This is a genomic window from Bradyrhizobium sp. UFLA05-108 (assembly GCF_059803455.1).
This window is the reverse complement of record NZ_JBANAZ010000047.1, coordinates 29,617-54,104: the sequence shown is the minus strand read 5'-3', so window position 1 is coordinate 54,104 and position 24,488 is coordinate 29,617. Positions and strand designations below refer to the sequence as shown.

The 24,488-nt window shown below is 63.7% G+C and carries 28 protein-coding genes and 1 pseudogene; 19 read left to right on the top strand and 10 right to left on the bottom strand.

Annotated elements, in window-relative coordinates:
- Positions 1–17: 17 nt before the first annotated feature.
- Positions 18–713 (bottom strand): SDR family NAD(P)-dependent oxidoreductase, encoded by a 696-nt coding sequence (locus tag SO140_RS29555; protein WP_449379933.1) that lies wholly within the window; start codon positions 711–713, stop codon positions 18–20.
- The gene (locus SO140_RS29550) at positions 706–1,701 is read right to left on the bottom strand and encodes an ABC transporter ATP-binding protein (protein WP_449379934.1); all 996 of its coding nucleotides are present in this window, start codon (positions 1,699–1,701) and stop codon (positions 706–708) included. Before SO140_RS29550 ends, SO140_RS29555 begins: the two co-directional genes overlap by 8 nt.
- Positions 1,702–1,853: 152 nt before the next feature.
- On the opposite strand from SO140_RS29550, the gene SO140_RS29545 reads away from it, so the two are divergent.
- A complete protein-coding gene (locus SO140_RS29545; RefSeq protein WP_449379935.1) occupies positions 1,854–2,672 on the top strand; it encodes an IclR family transcriptional regulator in 819 nt (272 codons plus the stop codon).
- Positions 2,673–2,916: 244 nt separating this feature from the next.
- Here the strand turns inward: SO140_RS29545 and ocd are convergent.
- A pseudogene (gene ocd, locus SO140_RS29540) lies at positions 2,917–3,927 on the bottom strand (ornithine cyclodeaminase); the annotation flags it as partial.
- A gap of 120 nt (positions 3,928–4,047) precedes the next feature.
- Here ocd and SO140_RS29535 point away from each other — a divergent pair.
- Positions 4,048–4,473, top strand: a complete 426-nt coding sequence (locus SO140_RS29535; protein WP_449379991.1) for an Lrp/AsnC family transcriptional regulator — start codon at positions 4,048–4,050, stop codon at positions 4,471–4,473.
- A gap of 130 nt (positions 4,474–4,603) precedes the next feature.
- Here the strand turns inward: SO140_RS29535 and SO140_RS29530 are convergent, their stop codons facing one another.
- Complete coding sequence (locus SO140_RS29530) at positions 4,604–4,861, bottom strand: hypothetical protein (protein WP_449379936.1); 258 nt, start codon at positions 4,859–4,861, stop codon at positions 4,604–4,606.
- A 342-nt stretch (positions 4,862–5,203) separates the two neighbouring features.
- Here SO140_RS29530 and SO140_RS29525 point away from each other — a divergent pair, with 342 nt between their 5' ends.
- On the top strand, positions 5,204–5,578 hold the full coding sequence (locus tag SO140_RS29525) for a hypothetical protein (protein ID WP_449379937.1): 375 nt from the start codon (positions 5,204–5,206) through the stop codon (positions 5,576–5,578).
- A 14-nt stretch (positions 5,579–5,592) separates the two neighbouring features.
- Here the strand turns inward: SO140_RS29525 and SO140_RS29520 are convergent, their stop codons facing one another.
- Positions 5,593–6,858, bottom strand: coding sequence for a polysaccharide deacetylase family protein (locus SO140_RS29520; RefSeq protein ID WP_449379938.1), 1,266 nt, complete (start codon positions 6,856–6,858; stop codon positions 5,593–5,595).
- A gap of 181 nt (positions 6,859–7,039) precedes the next feature.
- Positions 7,040–7,840: a polysaccharide deacetylase family protein gene (locus SO140_RS29515; protein WP_449379939.1), complete on the bottom strand. Its 801-nt coding sequence runs from the start codon at positions 7,838–7,840 to the stop codon at positions 7,040–7,042.
- An 82-nt stretch (positions 7,841–7,922) separates the two neighbouring features.
- Between SO140_RS29515 and mgtE the strand changes: the two genes are divergently transcribed.
- The 4 genes from mgtE to tolA all read left to right on the top strand — a co-directional run bounded on the left by mgtE (position 7,923) and on the right by tolA (position 11,505).
- On the top strand, positions 7,923–9,344 hold the full coding sequence (gene mgtE, locus SO140_RS29510; protein WP_449379940.1) for a magnesium transporter: 1,422 nt from the start codon (positions 7,923–7,925) through the stop codon (positions 9,342–9,344).
- A gap of 63 nt (positions 9,345–9,407) precedes the next feature.
- Positions 9,408–9,704 (top strand): helix-turn-helix domain-containing protein, encoded by a 297-nt coding sequence (locus tag SO140_RS29505; RefSeq protein ID WP_449379941.1) that lies wholly within the window; start codon positions 9,408–9,410, stop codon positions 9,702–9,704.
- Between the two features lie 108 nt (positions 9,705–9,812).
- Positions 9,813–10,631, top strand: coding sequence for an aldo/keto reductase (locus SO140_RS29500; RefSeq protein ID WP_449379942.1), 819 nt, complete (start codon positions 9,813–9,815; stop codon positions 10,629–10,631).
- Between the two features lie 49 nt (positions 10,632–10,680).
- Positions 10,681–11,505: a cell envelope integrity protein TolA gene (tolA, locus tag SO140_RS29495; protein ID WP_449379943.1), complete on the top strand. Its 825-nt coding sequence runs from the start codon at positions 10,681–10,683 to the stop codon at positions 11,503–11,505.
- A gap of 187 nt (positions 11,506–11,692) precedes the next feature.
- Here the strand turns inward: tolA and SO140_RS29490 are convergent, their stop codons facing one another.
- Entirely contained in the window at positions 11,693–12,592 is a 900-nt protein-coding gene (locus tag SO140_RS29490; RefSeq protein ID WP_449379944.1) for a LysR family transcriptional regulator, read from the bottom strand.
- A 182-nt stretch (positions 12,593–12,774) separates the two neighbouring features.
- Between SO140_RS29490 and SO140_RS29485 the strand changes: the two genes are divergently transcribed.
- From SO140_RS29485 to SO140_RS29460, 6 genes are all read left to right on the top strand, one after another.
- On the top strand, positions 12,775–13,434 hold the full coding sequence (locus SO140_RS29485; RefSeq protein ID WP_449379945.1) for an RraA family protein: 660 nt from the start codon (positions 12,775–12,777) through the stop codon (positions 13,432–13,434).
- A gap of 38 nt (positions 13,435–13,472) precedes the next feature.
- Positions 13,473–14,156, top strand: a complete 684-nt coding sequence (locus tag SO140_RS29480) for an RraA family protein (protein ID WP_449379946.1) — start codon at positions 13,473–13,475, stop codon at positions 14,154–14,156.
- A 169-nt stretch (positions 14,157–14,325) separates the two neighbouring features.
- Positions 14,326–15,156 carry an ABC transporter substrate-binding protein gene (locus tag SO140_RS29475; protein ID WP_449379947.1) on the top strand — a complete coding sequence of 277 codons (831 nt, stop codon included), beginning with the start codon at positions 14,326–14,328 and terminating at the stop codon, positions 15,154–15,156.
- Positions 15,157–15,186: 30 nt separating this feature from the next.
- The gene (locus tag SO140_RS29470; RefSeq protein WP_449379948.1) at positions 15,187–15,900 is read left to right on the top strand and encodes an amino acid ABC transporter permease; all 714 of its coding nucleotides are present in this window, start codon (positions 15,187–15,189) and stop codon (positions 15,898–15,900) included.
- A complete protein-coding gene (locus tag SO140_RS29465; RefSeq protein WP_449379949.1) occupies positions 15,897–16,646 on the top strand; it encodes an amino acid ABC transporter permease in 750 nt (249 codons plus the stop codon). Before SO140_RS29470 ends, SO140_RS29465 begins: the two co-directional genes overlap by 4 nt.
- The gene (locus SO140_RS29460; RefSeq protein ID WP_449379950.1) at positions 16,643–17,368 is read left to right on the top strand and encodes an amino acid ABC transporter ATP-binding protein; all 726 of its coding nucleotides are present in this window, start codon (positions 16,643–16,645) and stop codon (positions 17,366–17,368) included. Before SO140_RS29465 ends, SO140_RS29460 begins: the two co-directional genes overlap by 4 nt.
- A gap of 6 nt (positions 17,369–17,374) precedes the next feature.
- On the opposite strand, the gene SO140_RS29455 is transcribed toward SO140_RS29460, so the two are convergent.
- A complete protein-coding gene (locus SO140_RS29455; protein ID WP_449379951.1) occupies positions 17,375–18,892 on the bottom strand; it encodes a hypothetical protein in 1,518 nt (505 codons plus the stop codon).
- Between the two features lie 283 nt (positions 18,893–19,175).
- Here SO140_RS29455 and SO140_RS29450 point away from each other — a divergent pair, with 283 nt between their 5' ends.
- Positions 19,176–19,385 carry a hypothetical protein gene (locus SO140_RS29450; RefSeq protein WP_449379952.1) on the top strand — a complete coding sequence of 70 codons (210 nt, stop codon included), beginning with the start codon at positions 19,176–19,178 and terminating at the stop codon, positions 19,383–19,385.
- Positions 19,386–19,393: 8 nt separating this feature from the next.
- Here the strand turns inward: SO140_RS29450 and SO140_RS29445 are convergent, their stop codons facing one another.
- Positions 19,394–20,092, bottom strand: coding sequence for a DUF599 domain-containing protein (locus tag SO140_RS29445; RefSeq protein ID WP_449379992.1), 699 nt, complete (start codon positions 20,090–20,092; stop codon positions 19,394–19,396).
- 125 nt (positions 20,093–20,217) lie between these two features.
- Between SO140_RS29445 and SO140_RS29440 the strand changes: the two genes are divergently transcribed.
- The 5 genes from SO140_RS29440 to SO140_RS29420 all read left to right on the top strand — a co-directional run bounded on the left by SO140_RS29440 (position 20,218) and on the right by SO140_RS29420 (position 23,370).
- Complete coding sequence (locus tag SO140_RS29440) at positions 20,218–20,877, top strand: glutathione S-transferase family protein (protein ID WP_449379953.1); 660 nt, start codon at positions 20,218–20,220, stop codon at positions 20,875–20,877.
- 117 nt (positions 20,878–20,994) lie between these two features.
- Positions 20,995–21,363 carry a YidB family protein gene (locus SO140_RS29435; RefSeq protein ID WP_449379954.1) on the top strand — a complete coding sequence of 123 codons (369 nt, stop codon included), beginning with the start codon at positions 20,995–20,997 and terminating at the stop codon, positions 21,361–21,363.
- Positions 21,364–21,559: 196 nt separating this feature from the next.
- On the top strand, positions 21,560–21,763 hold the full coding sequence (locus SO140_RS29430) for a hypothetical protein (protein ID WP_156944292.1): 204 nt from the start codon (positions 21,560–21,562) through the stop codon (positions 21,761–21,763).
- A 147-nt stretch (positions 21,764–21,910) separates the two neighbouring features.
- Positions 21,911–22,888 (top strand): hypothetical protein, encoded by a 978-nt coding sequence (locus SO140_RS29425; protein WP_449379955.1) that lies wholly within the window; start codon positions 21,911–21,913, stop codon positions 22,886–22,888.
- 41 nt (positions 22,889–22,929) lie between these two features.
- A complete protein-coding gene (locus SO140_RS29420; RefSeq protein ID WP_449379956.1) occupies positions 22,930–23,370 on the top strand; it encodes a DUF1489 family protein in 441 nt (146 codons plus the stop codon).
- A gap of 19 nt (positions 23,371–23,389) precedes the next feature.
- Here the strand turns inward: SO140_RS29420 and panC are convergent, their stop codons facing one another.
- Positions 23,390–24,241, bottom strand: a complete 852-nt coding sequence (gene panC / locus SO140_RS29415) for a pantoate--beta-alanine ligase (protein WP_449379957.1) — start codon at positions 24,239–24,241, stop codon at positions 23,390–23,392.
- Positions 24,242–24,488: the final 247 nt, after the last annotated feature.

Genomic DNA, 24,488 nt, shown 5'->3' with positions numbered 1-24,488 from the left:
CGCCAGGCGTTGCAATCTCAAAGCATGTCCTCCAGCCGGCAATTGACCAGCAACTCGGCGATGGTCGCGGTGTTTGGCAGTCGCAGGACCGTCGCGATCAGTTCGGCGATGTCGCGTGGGTCGCTCATTTTCTCGCGTGGCCATTTGGTGACATGCGCGGTCATGTCGGTGGCAACGAAGCTCGGGCAGATCGCGGTCGCGCGGATGCCGTGGTCCCAGCCGTATTGCCGTACGGCATGGGTGAGCGCGATGAGCGCAAACTTGCTCATTGCATAACCGGCGTTGGGATTGCGGACGCGCTTGCCCGACATCGAGGCGACGTTGATCACGCGTCCTTCGCCGCTCTCGGCGAGGTGCGGCAGCGCGAGTCGCATGAGCCGCATCGGCGCCTTGACGTTGATCAGCATCATGGCGTCGAGCGCCGTTTCGTCCGGATCGGTCAGATTGGCATCCGGATTGATTCCAGCAGCGTTGATGAGGCCGTCGAGGCGCCCGAAACGCTCGATCGTCGCCGCAACCCATGCTTCCGCCGAGGCCAGCGACTCGGCGTCGTAGCGCTGCAGCATCAGCCGGTCGGATCCGACCAGCCCGCGGGTATCGCGCACGCCGGCCGAGACGTGATAGCCGCCTGCGCCCAGGCGCTCCACCACGGCGCGGCCGATCCCGCGCGAAGCGCCAGAGACCATCACCACGCGACCGGCCGCCTCAAGCATGGGCAAGCTCCTTCGCAAAAGTGTTGGTCGCGATATGACACCGGGCGAGATGCCGTGGGGCAGCCGCGGCTAGAACTTGCGGCGTCTCGCAACCTTCGCGGCGCAACGGGCAGCGCGGCGCGAAACGGCATCCCTTCGGCATGTCGTTGAGGGGCGGCACGCGGCCGGGAATGGCGGCGAGAGTCTGCTCCGCGCGATCCATGCGCGGGATAGCCGAGAACAGCGCGCGCGTATAGGGATGGGCGGGCTTTGTGAAGATCTCGTGCACCGGCGCCTCTTCGACAATCTGGCCCGCATACATCACCGCAACGCGATCGGCGATCTGGGCAACGACGCCGAGATTATGCGTGATGAACAGCATGGCCATGCCGTGCCGCGACTTCAGATCGGCGAGCAACCCGAGCACCTGCGCCTGGATGGTCACGTCGAGGGCGGTCGTCGGTTCGTCGGCGAGCAGCAGCGTCGGTTCGCACGCGAGCGCCATCGCGATCATCACGCGCTGGCGCATGCCGCCCGAGAATTGATGCGGATAATCGTGGAAACGCTGCTTGGCGGACGGAATTTTCACCTCTTCGAGAACCGCGAGCGCCTTCGCCTCGGCGGCTGCCCGGGGCAGGCCGCGATGGACGCGCAGCGCTTCGGCAACCTGCGATCCGATGCTCATTACCGGATTGAGGCTCGTCATCGGCTCCTGAAAGATCATCGCCATGCGATCGCCGCGCAGAGCCTCGAACTTCGCTTCATCAAGAGTTCGCAGATCGACGCCATCGAGCAGGATGCGGCCCGCCGGCACGCGACCATGCGGTTGCGGCACGAGACCCATAATAGAGAGGGCCGTGACCGACTTTCCGCAGCCGGACTCGCCGACCAGGGCCAGCGTCTCGTTGCGGTCGAGCGCGAAGGACACCCCATCGACGGCCGCATACCATTCGGCACGAATGCGAAATTCGGTCCGAAGATCTTCGACACGCAAGACCGGTTCGCGCATGGAGCAGGACTGCCAGAGCGAGGGCGTTACTCACCATTCAGGTCTTTGATCCGCGGTATGTCAATGCCATATTCCGATATGTGCAAACATCCGACACGACTCTTTCGGTATGTGTAATTTGAAGGCGGCGACGGAGAGGATATTTTCATCTGATGGATGATACTTCGAGTGCTGGACCTTCCGGAAGTCTGCCGCGCGCCGTCGCCTTGCTGCGTGCGCTAGCCACGTGCGGCAGCGCGGGGACGCGGTTGACGAATGCGGCCGAGACGGCCGGACTGACACCGGCCTCGGCGCACAGATTGCTGCGCATGCTGATCGACGAAGGCCTGGTAGAGCAGGATGGGCGCAGCAAGTATTACCGACTGAGCATCGAGTTTTTTGCGCTTGCCGCCCGGGCCGGAAACCCCGGCAATCTGCGCGAGGTTTGCCGGCCGACGCTGTTGCGGCTGTCGGCGGCTTTGGGGGACACGGTCTTTCTCCTGGTACGCAGTGGATATGATGCGGTCTGCCTCGATCGCTGCGAAGGACCGGTGCCGATCCGCTCTTTCACCGGCGATATCGGGGGCAAGGTGATCCTTGGGGTCGGGCAGGGCAGCATGGCCATCCTCGCTCACCTGCCTGAGGCGGAGCGTGAGGAGGTGATCCGTTTCAACCTGCCGCGCCTCCTCAATTTCGGCCTGTTCGACGAGGTGTTCTTCCGCAATGAAATCGATCGAGTGCGGGAGAACGGTTACGCAGCGCGCGGTACCGGGCTTCTGCCGGGCATGGCTGGTGTTGCCGTTGCTATCCTTGATCGCGAACGACGGCCGCTCGCCGCGATCAGTATCGGCAGCACAGTCGAGCGGCTCAATTCGGAGCGCTTGCCGATTGTGGTCCAGGTGCTCAGGCGCGAGGCCGAGGCGCTGGCACAGAAGGTCAACCCGTTCGATGTCGCCTTGCGGAGGCCGGGCCAATATGCCGGCTCGTATTGAGATGTCCCATGTGCACCAACATGGTCTCTTTCATGTGGTCCGCAGTCGCCTTTCTGCGCAGTTTGTGTGCACACTCTCCGAACCCAAGGCCAAAGCATCCTGGACACGAGGCAAAATGGGCGCACTGGAGCCGGACTGCATTTCATTCAACGAGCGGGTGCTCGCCAATCAAGTCAGCAATCGCCTGCGCGGAGAGCTTTTGCACAATTGCTGCACTGCGAGCTCGGCGCAAATCGCTGCTCTTCTTGCACAACAAACCGAAGAGATCGCGCGGATCGGCCGGTTCGGCGAGCAGATCGATATCGTCATAGTAATCTGTTCCGTCGACAAGATCGTCCAGAAAGCGCAGCGCGGAGAAATCCTCGGTCGCAAATCCCACTGAATCAAAAATAGTGATCTGCTCGCGCGAGCTTCGTCCGCGCACGTCGCCGACGATCACTCGCCATAGCTCGGTGACCGGAAAGTCCGGCGGCATCTGCTGGATTTCACCCTCTATTCGCGTCTGCTCGGGAAACTCGACGAAGACGTCACTGCGTAGCAGGATTTCGCGTTGCAGTTCTGTCTTTCCAGGACAATCGCCCCCGACCGCGTTGATATGGATGCCACTGCCAACCATGTTGTCGGAGAGGATGGTCGCCTTGAGTTTGTCGGCAGTCACGGTCGTGATGATATCCGCGCCAAGGATCGCCTCGTGCACGCTTCGGGCGGCTTCGATCTCGAAGCCGAAGGATGCGAGATTGGCGATAAATTTTCGCGTCGCCGCGGCCTCGATATCGTAGACGCGAAGATGGCGGATGCCGAGCAACGATTTGAAAGCCAGTGCCTGAAACTCGGACTGCGCCCCCAGGCCGATAATGGCCATTGTTCGGGAGTCAGCGCGGGCCAGATATTTGGCGGCGAGCGCCGAGGTGGCGGCCGTTCGTAGTGCCGTCGTGATCGTCATTTCGGCGAGCAATCGGGGATAGCCGGTATCGACATCGGATAGGAAGCCGAACGCCGTCACCGTCTGAAGTCCGGCCCGGGTATTCTTGGGATGACCATTGACATATTTGACGCCGTAGAGCCTGCCGTCGCTGGTTGGCATCAGCTCGATGACGCCATCGCGCGAATGGCTGGCCAGGCGCGGCGTCTTCTCGAAGACGGTCCAGCGGCGGAAGTCCTCTTCAATATAGGACGAAAGACCGACCAGGTACGGCTCGACGCCGATCGAGCGCACCAGCCGCAACATGTTCTCTACCCCGACGAATCGGACCATCTTTTGCTCCTTTGGGAGGAGCAGTGTTAATTTTCACAATTTGCATAGAAAATGGGAATAGATGACAATTTACCGTGCTATATTGCGCATTGTGCACGGTCATTGATGGCAATTTGCGCAATGCACATTCTAGATGATCTGGACCATCGCCTGGTCGCTGCCCTGCGGGAGGATGGACGAGCTCCGATCTCGAAGCTTGCGACCATTCTCGGCGTGTCGCGCGCCACGGTGCAGAGCCGGCTCGACCGACTTCTAGAATCCGGCGCCGTGCTCGGCTTCACGCTGCGGGTCCGGCAGGACTACGACGCAAACACGATCCGAGCGATCATGATGATCGAAGTCGCGGGCCGCTCTACGACCGCGGTGATCCGGCGGCTGCGGGGCCTTCCGGAACTTCACGCGCTTCACACGACCAATGGCGGCTGGGATCTGATTGCGGAAATCCGCGCGTCGGGGCTCAGCGACTTCGATCGTGTATTGGGCAAGGTGCGCACGATCGATGGAATCTTGAATACCGAGACCAGCATTATGCTGAGCTCAATCTGAGGGGACTGCAAACGCCCGTCACAACGATCCCGGCAAACCATTGAAATCGCAGCAAGTGCGACCACCCCTCCCGGGCGCAGCGATCTCGAAAAATTCACGTCTTCAGGAAGGGGACTCACGAGCGGACCGCTCAGCCATATTCCTCGCCGATCCCGTATTCCCGGTAGATCTCGAGCGGATCGGTGTCGGGGAACAGGCGGCATTTGGCCTGGGCGAGGTGCAGGCTGACCGTCGCCGGCTCCTTGCCGCTGGCGAGCATCTTGCGGATGTCGTCCATATGCGCGCGCGGCTGGTGCTTTGGCGCGAGCTGCTCCAGCGCGACCAGCGCGGTAGCCAGCGCCTCGGTGAGCACCCACTCGTCGTGGCCCGTGATTCCCTTTTTCGGCATCGGCAGACCCCACATCGTCAGGCAAAGTCTGGTGGCAAAGGCAGTGTAACGCGACTTTTCCTGAATCTCCATTGAGCCGACGCGGCCGCCGCCGTCCGCGCGTGGCGTCGCGGCAAGCCGCCTGCGCTCTCTTGCATTATGGCCAAGCGTAGCTAAAAGGCGCGCGCGTCCGGCCCCCGATCGATTCTCGGCCCGCACTGCGCGGGCACCCTTAATCTTGGTTGCACAATCTTGGCGTAGACCAGCACCCACAGCATTCCAGGCCGGCAGTTCCGGCTTGCGTCCAATATCTCCGCAACTCACAACGATCGCACGATCGCGCCGCCCTTCGCTGGAGCCAGCATGGTCTTTCTAAGCTTCGTCTACCGCTTCGTGACCAACTTCGCGTTCCTGGCGATGGTCTATTTCAGCCTGAACTTCATGGAGAAATACCCCAACCGCGCGATCCTCGCGATTCTCGTGCTGGTCTATAGCGGCATGCGCGCGGCCTCGACGCTGCGCGCGTTCTACTTTTATCAGAAGATCGAGAAGCTGGAAGGCGAGACGCGGCGCCTGCAAGCGCCGATCAATGACGGCAGTGGCGGAACCAATGCACGCAAGCAGATCGTGACCGATGTGGCGCGGCTGCGCCGCGACGGTGAGCTCAAGTCCTATATGGACCTGTTCTTCCTGGCGCTGATCGTGCTGCTCTGTGTCGCCGCCATCGTGCGGCAGTAGGCGGCTTGTAAGCCTTATTGCTGCTTTTTCTTCAGGCTCGCGAGCTTTGTCGGGCGCGACGCGCTGGCATTGGCGTCCCGCGCTGTGCGCTTCGAGGTAGCGCGCGAGGCCTGCGCATGCTGGCCGCCATGCGCTGCGACCGCCGCACGGCCCTTTGCATTCCTCGAGGAGACCGCATCGGCCGTGTTGGCCCGCGCGAGCTTTGTTGCGACTTGGCGTGACGCCGTCTTGGCCAGCAGCACTTCGAGCGAGCCTTCCTTGATCTCGAAAAGGTCCCGGCTCGGAACGGGCAGGCTTTCCGCGCCGGCCTTCGCGACGCCCCAATGCGACGAGCCGGCCTGGCGCGGCAGCTCGGCGTTCAAATCCGACAGCAGCGGGGCCGGCAGCGTTTCGCTCCGTGTGAAGACGAAGCTCGGAATCCTCGGCCAGCGCACCGCGGCCACATTCTCGCTCGCCGGATGCAGCAACCATTCAACCGGCTCGGTCGGCGTTGCCGCCCGTTCGGCAGTCGCCGGCACCACATGCACGATGCGATAGCCGCGGGCCTTGAGCTCGCGGATGATCTTGGGCAGCGCCGCGACGGTGCGCGGCTGGATGTCGTGAAGGAGCAGAATGCCCTTGCCCTTGGCCTCGAGCCGCTGGATGGCAAGCTGATAGACACGGTCGGGCGAGACGTGCCGCCAGTCGTCAGCCGGGAAATCGGCGCTCCAGACCTGGATGCCGCGCGAGATGAGATAGTTCTCTACGGCATCAGCGCGCAGCAGCCCGGGAATCCGGAAGAACGGCGCCAGCGCCGACGGATCGGTCATCGCCGCGGTGGTCCACTGGATGCCGCCTTCGATCTCGGCCTGCGCCTTCTCGATCGGCATCTTCTCGAAGGTCAGGGGATGGGTGAGACTGTGCGTGCCGACGGTGTGGCCGGCCGCGACCAGCTTGCGCACGCCCTCGGGGTTCGCCTTGGCCTGATTGCCGATGGTGAAGAACGTCGCCTTGATGCACTCATCGGCCAGGATCTGGAGCACCTGGTTCGAGTATTTCGGCAGCGGACCGTCGTCGAAGGTCAGGACCACCTCGTGGTCTCTCAGCGGCAGCGTTTCCCGGTACTGCATCGTGCCGATGCGCGGATGCTCGCGGGGGTCGACCACGATCGTGCGCGAGGTGCCGAGCGCGTCGGGATGGCCGGGACAGTCGGCGGCGACCGCAGCGGCAGGGCCAGCGGCCAAAAATCCGAGGCAGACGATCCAGGACCGCATCCGGCAGGAAACTCTACGACCGATCATTGCTCTCCGTCTGCCCTCGTACGCGATCCGCGACAGAACATCCACGCGATCTCAAAACCTTGGTCGAAGCCCAGCCGAAATGGTTCAGGCCCGGTCCCCGTCCAATTTGCATGGCCTAGCATGAACGGAGGCTTAATTGCCCCACGATCACCCCATTTTGGGCCGCCGTGACATTCCGGCATCAATGCGCATTGGCGCTCTTTTGCGTCGCCGCCGGGACAATGTGAACGACGTGGTAGCCATTGTCGTGCAGGTACCGCAGGAAGGCGGGCATCATGGCCGCAGTTCGCGCCTGCGCGTCGTGCAACAGGATGATACCCTTCCTGGCGGCCTCGAGCCGCTCTTTGACCTTCTTCAATTCCTCCTCGGGGGTGATGTCCTCCCAGTCGCTCGCCCAAAGGTCTGCTCCGAACACGGCGATGCCGCGCGACTGGAGCAGATCGAGCGTCGCTGGCGTGGAGTCGAAATAGGGGAAGCGGAAGAACGGCGTCGAGGGCGTGCGGGTCGCCACGCCGTTGAGTGCCTTCTCGTCGGCCTCGATCCCGCGGTCGATGTTCTCCTTTGCCTGTTCGAAGGAGATTTTCGACGACATCGGGTGCGACCAGGTGTGATGCGCGACGGTGTGGCCTTCAGCAGCGATCCGCTTGACCAGTGCGGGAGATTCCGCCGATGACTGGCCGACCAGGAAGAAGGTGGCGCGCACGCATTCATGCGCTAGCGCTGCCAGCACCTTTTGCGTGTGCGGAGGCCGGGGCCCGTCATCGAAGGTCAGCACGACCTCGTGATCGGCGAGCGGCAGGGTCTGCGGAAAGCTCTTCAGCCCGACCCGCGGATAGGTCTTGGCATCGACGCTGAGCACGCGCGCGGTGCCGAGCGCATCCTGACGCGGGCAGTCGGCCGCGTCCGCCGCCGTGCTGCCGGCAAGCACGGCCGTCGCGATGGCGACCGACAGGGACCATTGGTGCAGACGCATCTTTGTCATTGCGCTCGATGTTGCCTTGTGACTATTGCCTCAACTCCAGCTCAGACCAATTGATCCATCCTGTCAAACGGCGAGGCGCGCCATGGACGAACATATGGACGTTGCCGAACCCGCCGAGACCTCGGTCCTCGACCACGTTCCCATGCGCAATGAAGATGGCGAAATTCGTCACGAATTCGTCGCGGAAATCGCGCGTGCCATAGAGGCCTCCGACAGCACCCAGTTGCGGGCCATCGTCGCGGAACTGCACGAGGCGGACCTTGGCGACCTCATCGGCGCGCTGGAGGCGGATGACCGCGTCCGGCTGGTCGAGCTGACGGGGCGCGATTTCGACTTCTCGGCCCTGAACGAGGTCGACGAGGCCGTCCGCGAGGAGATCCTCGAGGAGCTGCCGCCGGAAACGGTTGCCGAGGGTGTCCGCGAGCTCGAATCCGACGACGCCGTCGAGCTGCTCGAGACCCTCGATCAGGCGGATCAGGAGGAGATCCTCGAGAAGCTGCCGCTGCCCGAGCGCGTCGCGCTCGAGCGCAGCCTGCTTTATCCGGAAAACTCCGCCGGAAGGCGGATGCAGACCGAGTTCATTGCGGTCCCCCAGGATTTCACCGTGGGCCAGGCGATCGACTACATGCGCGAGACGCCCGATCTGCCGGACCGCTTCTACGAGATCTACGTCGTCGACAAGGACCAGCACTGGCAGGGCGCCGTTCCGCTCGACGTGCTCTTGCGCGCCCGGCGCCCGGTGCCGCTCGCCGACCTCCGCGACGAGGATCGCCGCCGCGTCTCCGTCCTGGAGGACCAGGCGGAGGTGGCGCACATGTTCGGCAAATATAACCTCGTTGCCGCACCCGTGCTCGATACACAGGACCGTCTCGTCGGTGTCATCACCGTCGACGATGTCGTTGACGTCATCGAGGAGGAGGCGGACGAGGACCTCAAGGCGCTCGGCGGCGTCACCAGCGACGAAGAACTGTCCGACAGCGTGCTGACCATTGCGCGCGCCCGCTTCAACTGGCTCCTGGTCAATCTCGCCACCGCGTTCCTGGCATCTTCCGTGCTCGGCCTGTTCGAGGGGCAGCTCGAAAAGATGGTGGCGCTCGCCGTGCTCGCGCCGATCGTGGCGAGCCAGGGCGGCAACGCCGCGACCCAGACCATGACGGTCGCGGTGCGGGCGCTCGCCACCCGCGAGCTCGGCTCCTCCAATGCCTGGCGCGTGGTGATGCGCGAGACCTTCGTCGGCCTCGTCAATGGCCTCGCCTTTGCAGTGATCACCGGCATTGCCGCAGTGGCCTGGTTCAAGATCCCGGGGCTCGGCATCGTCATCGGGCTGGCGATCATCTGCAACCTCGTTGCCGGCGCGCTCGGCGGCATTCTGATCCCGATGGGGCTCGAACGGGTGCGCGCCGATCCTGCGGTCGCCTCCGGCACCTTCGTCACGACGGTGACCGACGTCGTCGGCTTCTTCTCCTTCCTCGGCATTGCGACCTTGTGGTTCGGGCTGAAATAGCTGCAATCGCGCTATCATTAATCCGAACTTAAGCCAGCTCGATCATGATCGCCCCGCTTGGGGATGAACATGCGGTTGCGGCTGAAAGCGGACGGACGGATCGTCGAATTGCGGGACGGGCAGGAGCTTCCGCTGCAAGGCGCGGCTGTGCCGAGCGAAGCCGGCCCGCTCGAAGTGCGCGACCTGCGCCGCCGTGCCTGTCTCACCCAGATGGAGTTCGCCGCAAAACTCGGCGTGCCCGTCGAGACCATCCGCAACTGGGAGCAGGGCAAGCGCGCGCCGCGGGGACCTGCACGGGCGCTGCTTGCGGTGATCGCGCATGCGCCGGATATGGTCTTCCAGGCGCTCGCCAAGGCCTGACTACAGGGCCTGACTACAAGGCCTGACGCCAATGCCGGCTGTCTCGGTTGGCAGCCGCGTGCGTGGGGTCCATAATGCAACCGGGGGCGGGCGAGGAGAGGATTCCTCATGCTGTTCGTCGAGGCCAATGGTGCAAGCATTCCTGCTCTCGGGCTCGGGACCTGGGAGCTGAGCGGCCGGACCTGCGCGCGCGTGGTGGAACAGGCGCTGCGGCTCGGCTACCGCCATATCGACACCGCGCAGGTCTACGACAATGAGCGCGAGGTCGGCGATGGCGTTCGCGCCTCCGGCGTGCGCCGCGACGACGTCTTCATCACGACGAAAGTCTGGACCAATCATTTTGCCCCGAACGATCTCGAACGCTCGGTCAAGGAGAGTCTGGTCAGGCTGCGGCTGCCGTCGGTTGATCTGCTGCTGCTGCACTGGCCCAATCCGCACGTGCCGCTTGTCGAGACGCTCGGCGCGCTGGCGCATGCCCGGCGGCTCGGGCTGACGCGGCATATCGGTGTCTCCAACTTCACGGTGGCGCTGATCGAAGAGGCGGTCGCCGCGTGTCCGGAGCCACTGGTCTGCGATCAGGTCGAATTTCATCCTTATCTCGATCAGACCAAGGTGAGGGCGGCCTGCGACCAGCACGGCCTTGCCCTCGTCGCCTATAGCCCGATCGCCAGGGGGCGCATCAAGAGCGACGAGACACTGGCCAGAATCGGCCGGGTCCATCGCAAGACGGCTGCGCAGATCTGCCTGCGCTGGCTGGTGCAGCAGAACGTCGTGGCGATCCCGCGCACCTCGCGCGTCGAACGTTTGTCGGAAAACATCGAGATCTTCGATTTCGACTTGTCGCCCGACGAGATGAGCCAGATTGCCGCTCTCGCACATCCCAAGGGTCGGCTGACCGATTTCGGCTTCGCGCCGAAATGGGATTGAGGCGCCGCATCCATATGCTAGGACCGTGGGTAGCAACCGAAGTTGGGCCATGGAACGGCGGCGGATCATACGGACGGACATTGCGGCGTCGGCCGTCGTGCACGTGACGCTGGTTGCATTGATCGTCCTGATCAGCGAGGTGCATCCGTTCCATGCCCCGCCGAGCGACACGGTCGCCGTCGACATCGTCACGCCGGAGGAACTGAAGGAGAAGCTGCCGGAGCCGACGCCGTCGCCGCAGATTTCACTGCCCGAGCTGACCGCGAAGGACAAGGCGGAGGCGCCCGCACCACCTCCATCGCCACAATCGGCGCAGCAGCCATCGCCGCAGCCGGAGCCACAGGCCTCACCGCCGCCGCAGCCATCGCCTTCCAGGCGCGAGGCCGAAGCGCAACCGCAGCCTCAGCCGCAACCCGCGCCGCAGCCGAGCTACACGCCACCTGAGCCCGACGTCACCCTCAAATACGGGGTGATGCTGGGCTTGCCCGCCGAGCTGCCGCCCATGCCGAAAGAGGGCCCCAAGGAAAATGAGAGCGGCGGTGAAACGGCCACTGAGGCGGCCAAGCTTCCGGCCAACGTCATCGCCGAATTCCGCCGTCACCTGCGAAGCTGCGCCAGGCTGCCTGACACGATCGCGCCGTCCGACAACATCCACATCAAGATCCGCACCTTCATGACCACCGACGGCCAGCTCGCCACCGTCCCGGCACTGATCGAGGCCAGCGCATCGCCCGCCAAGGGCCTTGCCCTGATGCAGGCCGCCAAGGCCGCGCTCCAGGCCTGCCAGCCCTACACTATGCTGCCGGCCGACAAGTACGAGGAGTGGAGGGTGCTCGACCTGACGTTTACACCGAAGGACTTCGGAGCGTCGTAGTTCCCGTCATGGCGTGCGCAGCGAAGCCGATTGGAGGACGAGAGGCTCTGCCCGATGGCTGATCTGATTCCTCGAAATCAACCCCATGCAAAGTAGGGCTAGATCGCCGTTTCGGCTGGCAACACAAGATATTGTGGCCCGGACGAGCGACGGCGACATCTACGCGCTTGGCCGAGACGTCTTGACCTCAGTAGTGCGCCTTCAACCATGCGACGGTCGCGTCGACCATCGGATTATAGCGCATTGAATTCCAGGCGAGTGCCGCCGTTACCACCATCACCCTTTCCTTGAGAGGGCGAACAACCACATCCTCCGGCGCGAGCTTGCGCATGGTCGCTGGCACCAGTGCGATTCCTTGGCCGCAGCTCACATAGGCGATCTGGGAAGAAATCGAGCGTACCTCGTGCTGAATGCGCGGGGCGAAACCATGGGACCGACATGCTGCGACCAGCGCATCGAAATAGATCGGGCTGACTTGCCGAGATGGCATCACGAGTTGCTCGCCATCCAGTGACCGAAGCCGCACCCGCGGAAGCCTAGCAAGGGCATGATCTCGGGGCAGGGCAATCGCCAGCCGATCTTCGGTCAGCGGCATGGTGGAAATGCCCGATCCGACTTCTCCTTCCAGTCTGACAAATGCCAGATCGAGTTCCCCGGCCTCGAGCCCCGCGACTGCCTCGAAGCTGTCGATTTCCCGAACGAAGATGGTCAGTGCCGGATAGCGTTGCCGAAGCTCACTCAGCAGGGGCGGAACGGTTTCCAGCATGGCCGAGGTGATCGCGCCGATCTGAAGCACGCCGGAATGCCCCGCGGCAATCTCCCTCACGACGGTTTCCAGTTGCTCGACATGCCCGGCGAACCGGCGGACGGCTGGCAGCAGGGCTGCGCCTGCGGGGCTGAGCTTGGTGCCGCGCCGGGATCTTTCCAGGAGCTTGAGCTTGAGTGAACGCTCCAGCACCTGGATTTGCTCGGTCAGTGGAGGCTGCGACATGCCGAGGCGTCGCGCGGCCCGGCCGAAATGCTGCTCTTCGGCGACGGCCAGAAACATCCATAGCTGCCGGATCAGCCGGAAATCGATCGTGCTCATTGCAGGCAGGGTCCCCGCCGAACCTGGCCGCCGTCAGTGGGCAATTACGCCGTCAGTGGGCAATTATGCCCGCGATCCGGCGGTCTGATCCGAAATGGCTATCACAGACATAAGTTAATCGAAATTTCAATATCAGCAGTTTCAGCTCAGTCTTGCCGCCGGGGGAAACAGGGACCTCAGCGATGACAATATCCAATTTGCTCGACCGTCTGGCCTCGCTCGACACGAACACCGTGTCCGATGCGCTGGATTTCCTCGATCTGCCCGGGGCCACCTACGGCCTGCGGCCGTTGTGGGATTGCCCGAAGATCGTTGGACGGGCCAGCACCATCCAACTTGGCCCGAAGACCAATGCGGCGCCGACGGTTCACCTCATAACGCCGGTCATCGACGCGATCGCCACTGACGATCGCATCTTGGTCATTGCCGGAGGGTTGGAGGGAATCTCCTGCTGGGGCGATATCATCGCCAATGCCGCGCGTGCCAAGCAGATCCGCGGCTCGGTCATCGACGGCGTGAGCCGTGACATCGAGGGCAGCGAGTCGATCGGCTATCCCGTCTATGGCCGCGGCATCACGATGATCAGCGCGCGCAATCGGGTGATCCAGATCGCCTCCGGCACGCCGGTCCAGATGGCTGGCGTCACCGTGAGCCAGGACGACTACGTCATCGCCGACCGCTGCGGCACGGCGTTCATACCGGCGGCCCGCATCGACGAGGTGCTCGACCTCGGCGAGCGCATCGCGCGTCGGCAGGACGGCATGGTCGTTGCGGTACGAGCCGGCCGTCCGGTCGCTGAAGTCATGCACGACAAGGAATTCGAAGCCATCCGCCGCGCCTGAGGGCGTCGCTGTCTCTCTTTGACGAGGTACTTCCTCCAATGACCCAGAATCCCCGTAAAGCAAGCGCCGAAGATCAGGAGCTGGTTGCGCTCTTCACAGGGCTCGACACCCCCGGCGTCTCGGATGCTCTCGACAAGCTCGGTTTGCACGGACAGGCGCTCGGCATTGCGCCACTGGCGGACTATTCGCAGGTGTTGGTTGGCCCGGCTTTCACCGTGAAATACGTGCCCGCGACCGTACCCGCAGGCTCGGTCGGCGACTACATCGACGACGTGGCTGAGGGCGATGTCGTTGTGATCGACAACGGCGGACGCACGGACTGTACCGTTTGGGGCGACATCCTCACCCAATATTCGGGTCTGCGCGGCATTGCAGCCACGGTCATCGACGGGGTCTGCCGCGACGTCAGCAAGGCACTGGCGGATGGCTATCCGCTCTTCACTGCCGGTCGCTTCATGCGAACCGGCAAGGATCGTGTGCAGGTCGAATCCGTGAGCGCAACCGTCGCCATTGGCACGGTGCGTGTCGCCACGCGTGACATCGTCGTCGCGGATGCCAACGGCGTCGTCGTCGTGCCGCGCCAGCGCGCGCGCGAGGTCGCCGAAGCCGCCCGCAAGATCGAGACGGTCGAAGCAGCCATCCGCGAGCGCATCGCGAGCGGTGCGTCGATCCGCGAAGCGCGGGCAGCGCTTGGCTACCACACCCTGCAACGCAAGGAATGATTGGCTCCACGCATTCGAGGATCGCTGCTGCCCAATTCCTTTGATCACATTCGTGCTCGCCCCGCACTGCGCCCTGAGCGGCGGTACACGTGCCGATCAACGACGTGGCATCGCGCTGGTGAGTAGGGAAGCCGCACGCAAAGATGATCAACCTCTGGAGAACGTCGCAATGAAAGCCTTAGCCATCGTCCTTTCATTTGGCCTTTCGATCGGCATGACCGCCGCCGCCCGCGCAGATCAGCTCGCCGATATCAAGCAGCGCGGCACGCTCATTTGCGGCACGCTAGGCACCTTCGAGCCCTTCAGCTTCCAGGACCCCAAGACCCGCGAGACGGTGGGGTACGAGGTTGACCTGTGCCAGGCAGTCGCGAAGCAACTCGGTGTAAAGCTGGAGCTGAAACTCCTGGCGGTGGAGGCGCGCATTCCCGAGCTCACCCAGGGGCGGGTCGATATTCTCTCGGCGGCTCTCGGCTATCTGGATGAGCGTGCCCAGCTGATCGACTACAGCCTTGTTTCGTTCGTCAGCCGCCAGATGCTGATGGTGAAGTCGTCGAGCGGCATCTCGTCGCTCGACCAGCTCAAGGACAAGAAGGTCAGCGCTCCGAAGGGATCGACCTCGGAGAAATACGTTCGTACCCTGTTGCCCAGTGCGACGATCCTCACGTTCCAGGATCCGCCGAGCGCCTTCCTGGCGCTAGAGCAATCGAAGGTTCAGGCCATGGCGCTCGGTGAGCTTGGCCTGGTGAAGTTCCAGCAACAGGCAGGTGGCCTCGAATTGCTGAAGCAGCCTGTTGCAGTCGAATTCTGGGGGCTTGGCGTGCGCAAGAACGAGCCGGGCTTCCTCGCGGCCGTCAACGACACCCTCAAGAAGCTCGAAGCTTCGGGTGAGGGCGCTGCCATCTTCGCCAAATGGCTCGGCAAGGATAGTCCCTACAAGCTTGAACGCACCTTCCGTCTCGACGAAACGGTGCGCAGTCCGGTCCTCGACCCCAAGAGCTGATAGCCGGGCCGCCACATCGGGGGACGATCCATGACCCTTTCGCTCGATTTCAGGCCGGTGCTCAGCGGGCAACACCTGGAATGGCTGCTCGGGGGTCTGATCACCACACTTGAGCTGGCGGTTTGTGCGTGGTGCCTGGCCTTCCTCGTAGCGATCGGCCTCGTTCTCGTGCGCTCGGCCGGCTTCAAGGCCGCCGAATGGCTCGTTGCCGCATACGTGGAAGTCCACCAGAACATCCCGCTGCTGGTCCAGGTGATGTTCTGGTATTTCGCGGTTCCGGAGCTGCTACCGGAGGACGCCCGCATCTGGCTGAATGAGCGCAACAGCGAATTCATCCTGGCCTTCTTCGCGCTGTCCTTCTGCTTCGCTGCCTACATGTCGGAGGCGCTGCGAACCGGACTCCGCGCCATTCCGAAGACGCAATACGAAGCGGGGCGGGTGCTCGGTTTCGGCTATCTCGGCACGATGCGCTATATCGTTATCCCGCAGGCCTTGCGGGTCGCGATTCCGCCGCTCGTCAACTATTCGCTGCTGTTGTTCAAGAACACCAGCCTCGCCATGGCGATCGGCGTGCACGAGCTGACCTATCAGGTCAGGCAGATCGAGAGCGACACCTTCCGCACCTTCGAGTCGTTCCTGGTGGCGACCGGGATTTACATCGCGATCTCGCTCCTGATCACGGGGCTTGGCGAGTACCTGGAGAGGCGTACGCGTCTCGGGAAGCGGACGGGGGCCGTGCCATGATTGGCATCATCCGCGACAACTGGCTTCTGTTCCTGGTTGGACAATATCCCAACGGCCCGTTCGGCGGGCTCGCGATGACCGTGATCGTCGCGATCGCGGGACTGGTTTTGGCTTTCCCCTGCGCGCTCGGCCTTGCACTGGCCCGGCTCAGCTCAGTTCGCGCGCTATCTCTCGCGGCGACCGTGGTCATCCAGGTGGTGCGGGGTACGCCCGTCCTCATGGTGATCTTCTGGAGCTATTTCGCGCTGCCGATGCTGATCGGTCATGCGATTCCGGGCTTCGTGACGTTGATCGGCGCTCTCGTGATCTATGAGAGCGCCTACCTGGCCGAAATCATCCGCTCCGCCATCCTGGCTTTGCCAGTCGGCCAGACCGAAGCGGCTCGCTCGCTCGGGTTGGGCGCCCGTCGCACGATGGCCTATGTGATCCTGCCCCAGGCCCTGCACAACGCGCTGCCGAGCCTGCTCAGCCAGTTCGTGTCGCTGATCAAGGACACTTCGCTTGGCTACGTCATCAGCATGAACGAGTTCACCTTTGCGGCCGCTCAAGTCAACAACGCGCTGCTCACAAAGCCCGTCCAGGTCTTCTCGATTCTTGCGGTGACCTATTTTCTTCTCTGCTTTGCGTTGACGCAGACGGCCCGCCTCATGGAGCGCCGCATGCTGCGTCGCAGGCTGCAACGGGTCAATGCAGCAAAGCCTCAGACCGGCCTCGACGAGGCGCTCGCCACGGAGTCCCTGCCATGATCACATTCGAGAATGTCGACAAGTGGTATGGCGCACACAAGTGCCTTGCCGGCATCAATGCCAACGTTGGGAAGGGCGAGGTCGTCGTACTCTGCGGTCCGTCCGGCTCGGGCAAGACCACGCTGATCCGAACCATCAACCGCCTGGAGCCGATCCAAGGCGGACGCATCGTCGTCAACGGCCAGGACGTGCACGCGAAGGGCGTAGACATTGATCTGCTCCGCAGCGGGATCGGTTTCGTCTTCCAGCAGTTCAACCTGTTCCCGCACATGAGCGTGCTGGAGAACATCACGCTCGCACCGGTGAAAATCCGCAAGATCGACCGGGGAAAAGCGGAGGATCGAGCGCGCGATCTGTTGTCGCGGGTCGGTTTGGCAGAGAAGGCCGATGCCTATCCCGACCAGCTCTCTGGCGGGCAGAGCCAGCGCGTCGCCATCGCGCGCGCACTCGCCATGGACCCTCCCGTCCTGCTTTTCGACGAGCCGACCAGCGCGCTCGATCCGGAGATGGTGGGCGAGGTGTTGGCGGTCATGAAGAATCTCGCTCACTCCGGCATGACCATGATGTGCGTGACGCACGAGATGGGCTTCGCGCGTGAGGTGGCGGACCGCATCTGGTTCCTCGACAAGAGCGTGTTGATCGAGGATGCATCTCCCAAGGAGTTCTTTGCGGCACCGAAGCACGAGCGGGTCAAACGCTTTCTCTCCGACCTCAGGCACTGAGGGTGGCTACTTCTGCAACTGCACCGCAAATCCCGGAACCGGCGCGAGACACGTTGCACAATACTCCACCCGCACAGTGTCGGCGCCGGTGCAGGGCCGATCCACCGCCATCAGGAAGCGCATGGGCTGGGCGATGAAGAAACTGGACGACTCGACCCGGCAATAGCTCCGCGACTTCAGGTAATCCGTGAGGACACCCAGCTTCATGAAATGGCGAGAGGTGTCGGTGTAGCCGGCATAGTTGAACAGCTCGAAGGGCGTCCGGTCATTTTCGCGAAGGGCTTCGCGGAACGCCGTGACTTGCGCGGCGGCGAAGGCGACCAGCAGCAACGATATGACGAGGATCCGCCAGGTCGCGCGAAAGCTGTCGAGGCCCAAGGCTATCGAAACGAAGAGAAGGAACTGCGGTATGATGTAGTATCGATCGGCAACGCTGGCGATCGAGAGCCGCAGCGCGGGGAAATAGGCGATCGTCCACAAGACGAAGAGCGGCAGGATCAGTTGCTCGGGTCCGTTCCGTTTGCCGCGGAACGCTCCGAGCGCGATCGCCGCGAATATTGCGAGAAGCAGCGCCATGCGCGCGTGTAGCGCGGTCATCTCGATCGGACCGGGCAGGTAGGAGACGACGCGCTCGAGCAGGATCACGCCCGATGCCGTCCCGAAAAAGCTGACATCGCCGATCGGTGAAGCCGCCAGCGAGAGCACCACGAAGCCGGCAAGCATGGGATCGACGCAGCTTGCGACGCGCCGATCGGTGATCGCCCTCAGCGCGTGTGGAAGAAGGCGGCATTCCAGGCGAAGATAGGCATGTGTTGCGAGCGCGAGGAAAGCGAGGCCCACCAGCATCGCTGGTAGCACCCGGCTCGAGAAGCTGCCGTCGCCAACGAAATATCTTGCGGACAGCACGAATTGAACAAGCAGGTTCAACTGCCCGATCAGCAGCAGCCTCGCACTGCTTTCACCCGGCCATTTGAGCGCGACGAACGTTGCCGCCGCGGCAAAGGACAGCGCGGCAGCCGCAAAGATCGCGTGACTCCAGCATCCCAGCGAGAAGGTAAGGAGAAGAAGGAAGAGCCACTTCGGTCGGCCTCGACCTGGCTCCGCCACATGCGGGAGCGTCAGGAGCACGATTGCGAGCAGAAGGTTCTGCAATGCGTTCACTTCCCAGGCGACACGACTGTAGAAGAGGAACAGGAGCGAGGAACCCATCAGCAGCACGAAGTAGATTGCTGCTCCTCCTCGTCTCCAAAGAGCAACAGCAGAGAGGCCGAGGGCGAGACTGTTCAGAACGACGCCCGCCAGCCGCAGGCTGCCGACGCCGGGTGAGATGATCGAGAAGCTCATCGTCACGATCTCGGGGAAGAGCGATCCCGTGTAGCCATTCATGCCCCGGAGGGTGAACATCCCGCGCGCCTGTTGCTCGAACGCACGCAGCCCCACCCAGGCTTCGTCGCCGTGCAGGCCGGGAAACGAATTCAGCCGAACGGACAGGGCGGCAGCGACAACTGCAATTGTCGCTGCCAAGACGCCTGCGCAGCCGATGTGCTTGTATTGCCGCGGCCTCACCGCAGTGTGTGCCGATGCCGGCCATAGGAAAGGATGCATGCGCGCCGGCTACCGTCCGAATTCGCGACGGGAGACATATGTGGGAAAGTATCCCACGTCAATATCTATGATCATCGGTCCGCTGACGACGAGCAGGCGTCCACAATTCGAAATGCGAGTTGGAGGAGATCGCAAGCCGCCCGCACTCCGTCATTGCGAGCGCACGAAGCAAGCCAGAGTCTTTCCGCGGCGGGATTCTGGATTGCTTCGTCGCTTCGCTCCTCGCAATGACGAGATTGGGGCACGCGCGCGCCAAATTCTCGATGTCATGGCCCGGCTTGACCGGGCGATCCAGTACTCCGAGACGGGCGTGATTGAATCGATAGGCCGCGGCGTACTGGATGCCCCGGTCAAGCCGGGCATGACAGCTGTATGTGGGCAAAGGTTGGAGCAACTGATCGCCTCGTCATGACGACCAATCTAGCCCTGCGCGGACGCCTCGTCCGGCGCCATTGCCGCCCACGCGCTGGATGCGAACTGCCGCCGCCACGTCACGATCACCACCGCCGCCGTCGTCACGAAGAGCACCCAGGGGCTGATGAACCAGCCGAGATAGCCGAGCGCGAAGAAGAAGGCGCGCTGGCCGCGGTTGAAGTGCCTGCCGGCCGATTCGAACAGGCGGGAGGTGCGCAGGACATGCGCTTCGGCCGCCGGTGTGTCGCGCTGCGAGGCCGGTGGCATGCCGCCGAACAGGATCGCGACATAGTTGAACAGACGATAGGCCCAGGCGAACTTGAAGAAGGCGTAGACGCAGATCAGGACGAGGCCGACGCATTTCAGCTCCCACAGCGCGGGCGAGGGGCTGAGATCGATCGGCAGCTTGCTCAGAATCGCGAGCGCGTCGTTGGTCGCTCGCAAGAGCGCCAGTGCGCCACCGATCGCGAACAGGCTGGTGGAGGCGAAGAAGGCGGTGCCGTTCTGGAGCGAGGCCATGATCTGCATGTCGACCATGCGCGCCTCGCGGTCGAGCAGTCGGCGCACCCAGACCTCGCGGTAGCGATTCATGCGCGCCGACAGGCTGTCGCGGCCATAGGACGAGTGCTCCAGCGTGATGGCATAAACCAGCCATTCCAGCACGAAAAAGCCGACGGCGGCGATGTCGACCCAGTATCCGCTCATTGTGATCCCCTCGTTGGCGCGCAGGATTGCCATGCATGTTCCGCTGCGGCAACGATTGATTGCGTGCAGGCGATGGCGTTAAAAGCAGCGGCTTGATGGACCAGCATTTGAGAAGGACCAGTCACATGGCGCTGAAGCTCGCGATCGGCAACAAGAACTACTCGTCATGGTCGATGCGGCCCTGGCTCGCGCTGCGCGCCAACGACATCCCGTTCGAGGAGGTCGTGATCCCGCTCTACACCGACAATCCCGCGGACAAGCAACGCATCATCTCCTTCAGCCGCGCCGGCAAGGTGCCGGTGCTGGTCGACGGCGACGTCACGGTGTGGGATTCGCTCAGCATCATCGAATACATCGCCGAGCGCTTTCCGGAGAAGAAGCTTTGGCCCGACGACGCCGCGGCGCGCGCGCATGCCCGTTCGGTGTGCGCCGAGATGCATTCCGGTTTCATGGCGCTGCGCGGCGAATGCGGCATGAACCTGCATCGGCCGGTACGTCCCGTGACGCTGTCGGCGGACGCGCAAGCCAATGTCGCGCGCGTGCAGGAGATCTGGCAGCAGTGCCGCGAGCGCTATGGCGCGGGCGGACCGTTCCTGTTCGGCCGCTTCGGCGCGGCGGACGCGATGTATGCGCCGGTGGTGCATCGCTTCCGCACCTATGCGATCGAGGTTGCGCCGCAGACGCGCGCCTATATGGACACCATGCTGGCGCAGCCCGCATTCCAGGAATGGACGCGGGACGGCCTTGCCGAAACGCTGGTCATCGAGAAGTTCGAAACCGCGTAGGCGGGGCGGGATCGGCGCGCAGACAGGAATGTGATTGGGCGCGGCTTGACGGCAGGCCGGCCGGCGGCGCTCAATCGGCAATGGGAAATGCGCATCGGGCGCAAGGGGAGACGGGCCATGGGAATCTTCGACGCGCTTGAGAACAATCCCGCATTCCGCAGCGCGCTCGGCCAGCTTGGCTCAGCGGTGCTGCCGGCCGTGCTCAACGAGGTGCTGGGCAGCAACAACCAGGGCGGCTTGGGCGCCATCGTCGCCAAGCTCGAGCAGGCGGGCTTCGGAGACCAGGTCAAGTCGTGGCTCGGCAATGGCCAGAACCTGCCGATCTCGGCCGACCAGCTCCGTCAGGTGCTCGGCAACGACACGGTCAGACAGCTTGCCGCGCGCTACAACATCCCGGTGGACCAGATCAGCCAGATCCTGGCCCAGGAGCTGCCCAAGGCTGTGGATAATGCGAGCCCCGACGGAAAGCTGCCCCACGGCGCCTGACGCGGTTGGCGGGTTCCAGACGGTACCATTGGCGGGCGGTCTGCCCGCTATCGTGCTGAAAAGATTACAAAAATCACACATTCGCCATAGTGGCATAGCGCTGGCCAAGAAGGCCGGCCGCGTGCTATACACCGCGCCGGGCTTCTGGCCGGCCGCCGCAGCGGGACACGTGGGCGCGGCAGGCGTTGTTTGAGTGATGGAGAGGGTGTTGAAGCACAAATTCCCCGTGGGCGCGCGCGTCCTGTTCACGGCCAGCAATATCGCGCGCCCGGCTGCCAGCGGCACCTACGAGGTCATCCGTCTGCTGCCGACCGAGGGCGACGATTGTCAGTATCGGATCAAGAGCTCGACCGAAGCCTTCGAACGGGTTGCCAAGGAAAGCCAGCTCGCCCTGTCGTGACGATACGCAAGGGTGTGATGACGAATTGGATGTCGACCCGCCGTCAGACGGCCCGGTTCAAGTCAACATGATGAGCGGGCTGCAGCCGTTTCGCGGGCAGTTGCCATCACCGAATTTGATCTCGGCTCGCGTGAGGGGACGTCGCGCATGAACTGGGCATGGGCCGACGAAATCTGGCGCTCAGCGGGCTTTCCGATGTGGCTGACACTGGCGGCCGCCGGCTTCTTCGGCTTGATCCTTCTGATCACGTTGCTGCGCGCCGAGCGATCGGTTGCGAACGGTGCGCTGACCGTGATCACGCTGCTCGGGATCGGCATAGCGGTCGCGGCGACCATTCGCGCCTATGCACCGAGCGGAGAAGGAGCCGCGAGCGAAACCCGCGCGCGGCCCGGAATGACCGCCGCGTTGCCCGCGCTGTCCTGCATCGACGATCTCGCGGGCGACACCGTTCTGGCGGCCTGCGAGAAGGCGCTGTTCGGCTCGCCTGAAGCGGTCGCCGCCGCCGTCTCCTACACTGCGGCCCAGATCAGCCGGCTCACGGCGCTCGGCGATGCCGCTACCGCCGGCAAGAACCTGCCCCCGGAGCTCAAGGCGTTGCGGCGGGCCATCGAGCACGACCGCTATGGCCTCGTTGCGCAAGTGCTTGTCGCCCGCGACGGCTGCACGCAATTCGACTGTGCCGCGTTCCGTTCGCTGACGGATCAGCAACAGGTCGCCGCCAACATGGACGCCCATCTCTATGAGGGGCTGGTCGCGCGCTACGCATCCAGCTGGAACACGCCGGTGGCGGCGATGCCGGGTGCGGTCGCCGCGCTGCCGCCTTCAATGCCGACTGGCAAGCCGACCAATGCGGAGTTCCCGAGCGCCGCATCGACGCCGGCGGTCAGCATCATGGCGCCGGAGCCGGGCACCCGGCCGGCGCCGTCGGGAACCGCTGCAGCGCCGGCTGCGCCGCGCGCGCCTGCTGCGGCGAGTTCGGCGCAAGCTTCGGCACCGCCTCCGGCTGCGAAGAAGCCGCCTGCTCCGAAGGCTGCGCGTGCGCCTGCGCCCGCGCCGGTTCAAATCGCGCCGCCAACTCAGCCCGCGCCAGCTCCGGCTGCTCCCGCGGCTGCGGATAACAATTAGTTCGGCTTTCAAAGGCGCGGCCGGCCCGCTAATGCTGGGCCATGCCATTACATCTGATCAAGCTCGCCGTCGGCTGCGACTCCGTCAAGGAATTGAAGGAGTGGATCGCCGAGCGGATGCAGACCGCCAAGAAGGAGGGCCTGCCGCAACGCCATATCCACGTCACCCGCATGGTGCCCAAGCGCGGCGATGAAATCCTCTCGGGTGGCTCCCTTTACTGGGTGATCAAGGGCGAGATCGCCGCACGCGAAAAGATCATCGGTATCGAGCCGTTCCGCGACAAGGACGGCATCGGGCGCTGCCGCATCGTGATGCAGCCCAAGGTGTTCGCGGTGTCGCCGCGGCCGATGCGGCCGTTCCAGGGCTGGCGCTATCTGACGGAAGATGCCGTGCCGCCCGATCTCGGCAAGGCCGCCGCCGGAACCATCGCGGCGATGCCCGAGCCGATGCGGCGCGAGTTGCGCGATCTCGGCTTGCTCTGAGACGCCGCCAAAACGCGTCCTACACCGGGATATTGTCGATCAGGCGGGTGGTGCCGAGCCGCGCCGCCACCAGGATGCGCAGCGGCCCGTCCATGCGCGAGGTGGCCGGCGCCAGCGTCTCGGCATGGCGCGCTTCAAAATAGTCGAGCGCAAAGCCGGACTTTTCGATCATGCCGGCGCCATCGGCCATCACCGGCGCGATCGCTTCGCCGGCGCGGATCCGCCCAGCGCTCTCCTTCATGGCACGGTAGAGGGTGGGGGCGAGCTTGCGCTCCTCGGCCGACAGATAGACGTTGCGCGAGGACATCGCGAGCCCGTCGCGCTCGCGCACCGTGCGCGAGCCAACCACCTTGACGCCGAGGTCGAGATCCCCGGCCATCTGCGTGACCACCCGCAATTGCTGAAAGTCCTTCTCGCCGAAGATCGCGACGTCCGGTCGGCACTGCGTGAACAGCTTGGCGACGACGGTGGCTACGCCGCCAAAGAAGTGCGGACGGAAACGGTCCTCGAGCCCCGCGAGCGCCGGTCCTTCCGGCACGATGCGGGTCCCAAAGCCCTCCCGATACATGGCCTCGACCGTCGGGTGCCAGACGAGGTCGACGTTTTCCGCCGCGAGCATTGCAATGTCGGCTTTCCAGGTGCGCGGATAGGCGCCGAAGTCCTCAGTCGGCGCGAACTGCGTCGGATTGACGAAGATCGACACGACCACCCTGTTCGCGCGTCGCTTGGCGAGGCGCACCAGGGACATATGCCCGTCATGGAGCGCGCCCATCGTCGGCACCAGCGCGACCGTGGCCTTGCGCTTGTGAAAAACGTCGAGGCTGCGCCGCAGGGCAGGGACCGTGCGGGCGATCAGGGGACTTCGTGGCATCGGGACTCTTGGCTGTTGGAGTCTTGGCTTCTGGATTCTCGGCTTCTGGATTCTTTGCTGAAGTCGTAGCCGCGGGAGCGGCGTTCCGCGAGACAGGGCTAACCTTAACAAGCGGCACGGGTGGACGCCATGCACGTGCAGGAGTCAGAGAATGTTTCGCGGGTGCGTGGGCTGGATCATGGACGCGAAACACGTGCGCGATTCATGATTAAGAAACGCGCGTTGCGATTTGCATTTCCTGTCGCGC

Excerpts from the sequence above, each read along its gene's own strand:
- SO140_RS29430 (WP_156944292.1), top strand. The coding sequence starts at position 21,560 with ATGGAGAGGGTGTTGAAGCACAAATTCCCCGTGGGCGCGCGCGTCCTG.
- tolA (WP_449379943.1), top strand. The coding sequence starts at position 10,681 with ATGGAACGGCGGCGGATCATACGGACGGACATTGCGGCGTCGGCCGTC.
- SO140_RS29500 (WP_449379942.1), top strand. The coding sequence starts at position 9,813 with ATGCTGTTCGTCGAGGCCAATGGTGCAAGCATTCCTGCTCTCGGGCTC.
- SO140_RS29440 (WP_449379953.1), top strand. The coding sequence starts at position 20,218 with ATGGCGCTGAAGCTCGCGATCGGCAACAAGAACTACTCGTCATGGTCG.
- SO140_RS29475 (WP_449379947.1), top strand. The coding sequence starts at position 14,326 with ATGAAAGCCTTAGCCATCGTCCTTTCATTTGGCCTTTCGATCGGCATG.
- SO140_RS29445 (WP_449379992.1), bottom strand. The coding sequence starts at position 20,092 with ATGAGCGGATACTGGGTCGACATCGCCGCCGTCGGCTTTTTCGTGCTG.
- mgtE (WP_449379940.1), top strand. The coding sequence starts at position 7,923 with ATGGACGAACATATGGACGTTGCCGAACCCGCCGAGACCTCGGTCCTC.
- SO140_RS29420 (WP_449379956.1), top strand. The coding sequence starts at position 22,930 with ATGCCATTACATCTGATCAAGCTCGCCGTCGGCTGCGACTCCGTCAAG.
- SO140_RS29545 (WP_449379935.1), top strand. The coding sequence starts at position 1,854 with ATGGATGATACTTCGAGTGCTGGACCTTCCGGAAGTCTGCCGCGCGCC.
- SO140_RS29435 (WP_449379954.1), top strand. The coding sequence starts at position 20,995 with ATGGGAATCTTCGACGCGCTTGAGAACAATCCCGCATTCCGCAGCGCG.
- SO140_RS29490 (WP_449379944.1), bottom strand. The coding sequence starts at position 12,592 with ATGAGCACGATCGATTTCCGGCTGATCCGGCAGCTATGGATGTTTCTG.
- SO140_RS29535 (WP_449379991.1), top strand. The coding sequence starts at position 4,048 with ATGCACATTCTAGATGATCTGGACCATCGCCTGGTCGCTGCCCTGCGG.
- SO140_RS29520 (WP_449379938.1), bottom strand. The coding sequence starts at position 6,858 with ATGATCGGTCGTAGAGTTTCCTGCCGGATGCGGTCCTGGATCGTCTGC.
- SO140_RS29485 (WP_449379945.1), top strand. The coding sequence starts at position 12,775 with ATGACAATATCCAATTTGCTCGACCGTCTGGCCTCGCTCGACACGAAC.
- SO140_RS29465 (WP_449379949.1), top strand. The coding sequence starts at position 15,897 with ATGATTGGCATCATCCGCGACAACTGGCTTCTGTTCCTGGTTGGACAA.
- SO140_RS29525 (WP_449379937.1), top strand. The coding sequence starts at position 5,204 with ATGGTCTTTCTAAGCTTCGTCTACCGCTTCGTGACCAACTTCGCGTTC.
- panC (WP_449379957.1), bottom strand. The coding sequence starts at position 24,241 with ATGCCACGAAGTCCCCTGATCGCCCGCACGGTCCCTGCCCTGCGGCGC.
- SO140_RS29515 (WP_449379939.1), bottom strand. The coding sequence starts at position 7,840 with ATGACAAAGATGCGTCTGCACCAATGGTCCCTGTCGGTCGCCATCGCG.
- SO140_RS29505 (WP_449379941.1), top strand. The coding sequence starts at position 9,408 with ATGAACATGCGGTTGCGGCTGAAAGCGGACGGACGGATCGTCGAATTG.
- SO140_RS29425 (WP_449379955.1), top strand. The coding sequence starts at position 21,911 with ATGAACTGGGCATGGGCCGACGAAATCTGGCGCTCAGCGGGCTTTCCG.
- SO140_RS29555 (WP_449379933.1), bottom strand. The coding sequence starts at position 713 with ATGCTTGAGGCGGCCGGTCGCGTGGTGATGGTCTCTGGCGCTTCGCGC.
- SO140_RS29550 (WP_449379934.1), bottom strand. The coding sequence starts at position 1,701 with ATGCGCGAACCGGTCTTGCGTGTCGAAGATCTTCGGACCGAATTTCGC.
- SO140_RS29480 (WP_449379946.1), top strand. The coding sequence starts at position 13,473 with ATGACCCAGAATCCCCGTAAAGCAAGCGCCGAAGATCAGGAGCTGGTT.
- SO140_RS29470 (WP_449379948.1), top strand. The coding sequence starts at position 15,187 with ATGACCCTTTCGCTCGATTTCAGGCCGGTGCTCAGCGGGCAACACCTG.
- SO140_RS29460 (WP_449379950.1), top strand. The coding sequence starts at position 16,643 with ATGATCACATTCGAGAATGTCGACAAGTGGTATGGCGCACACAAGTGC.
- SO140_RS29530 (WP_449379936.1), bottom strand. The coding sequence starts at position 4,861 with ATGCCGAAAAAGGGAATCACGGGCCACGACGAGTGGGTGCTCACCGAG.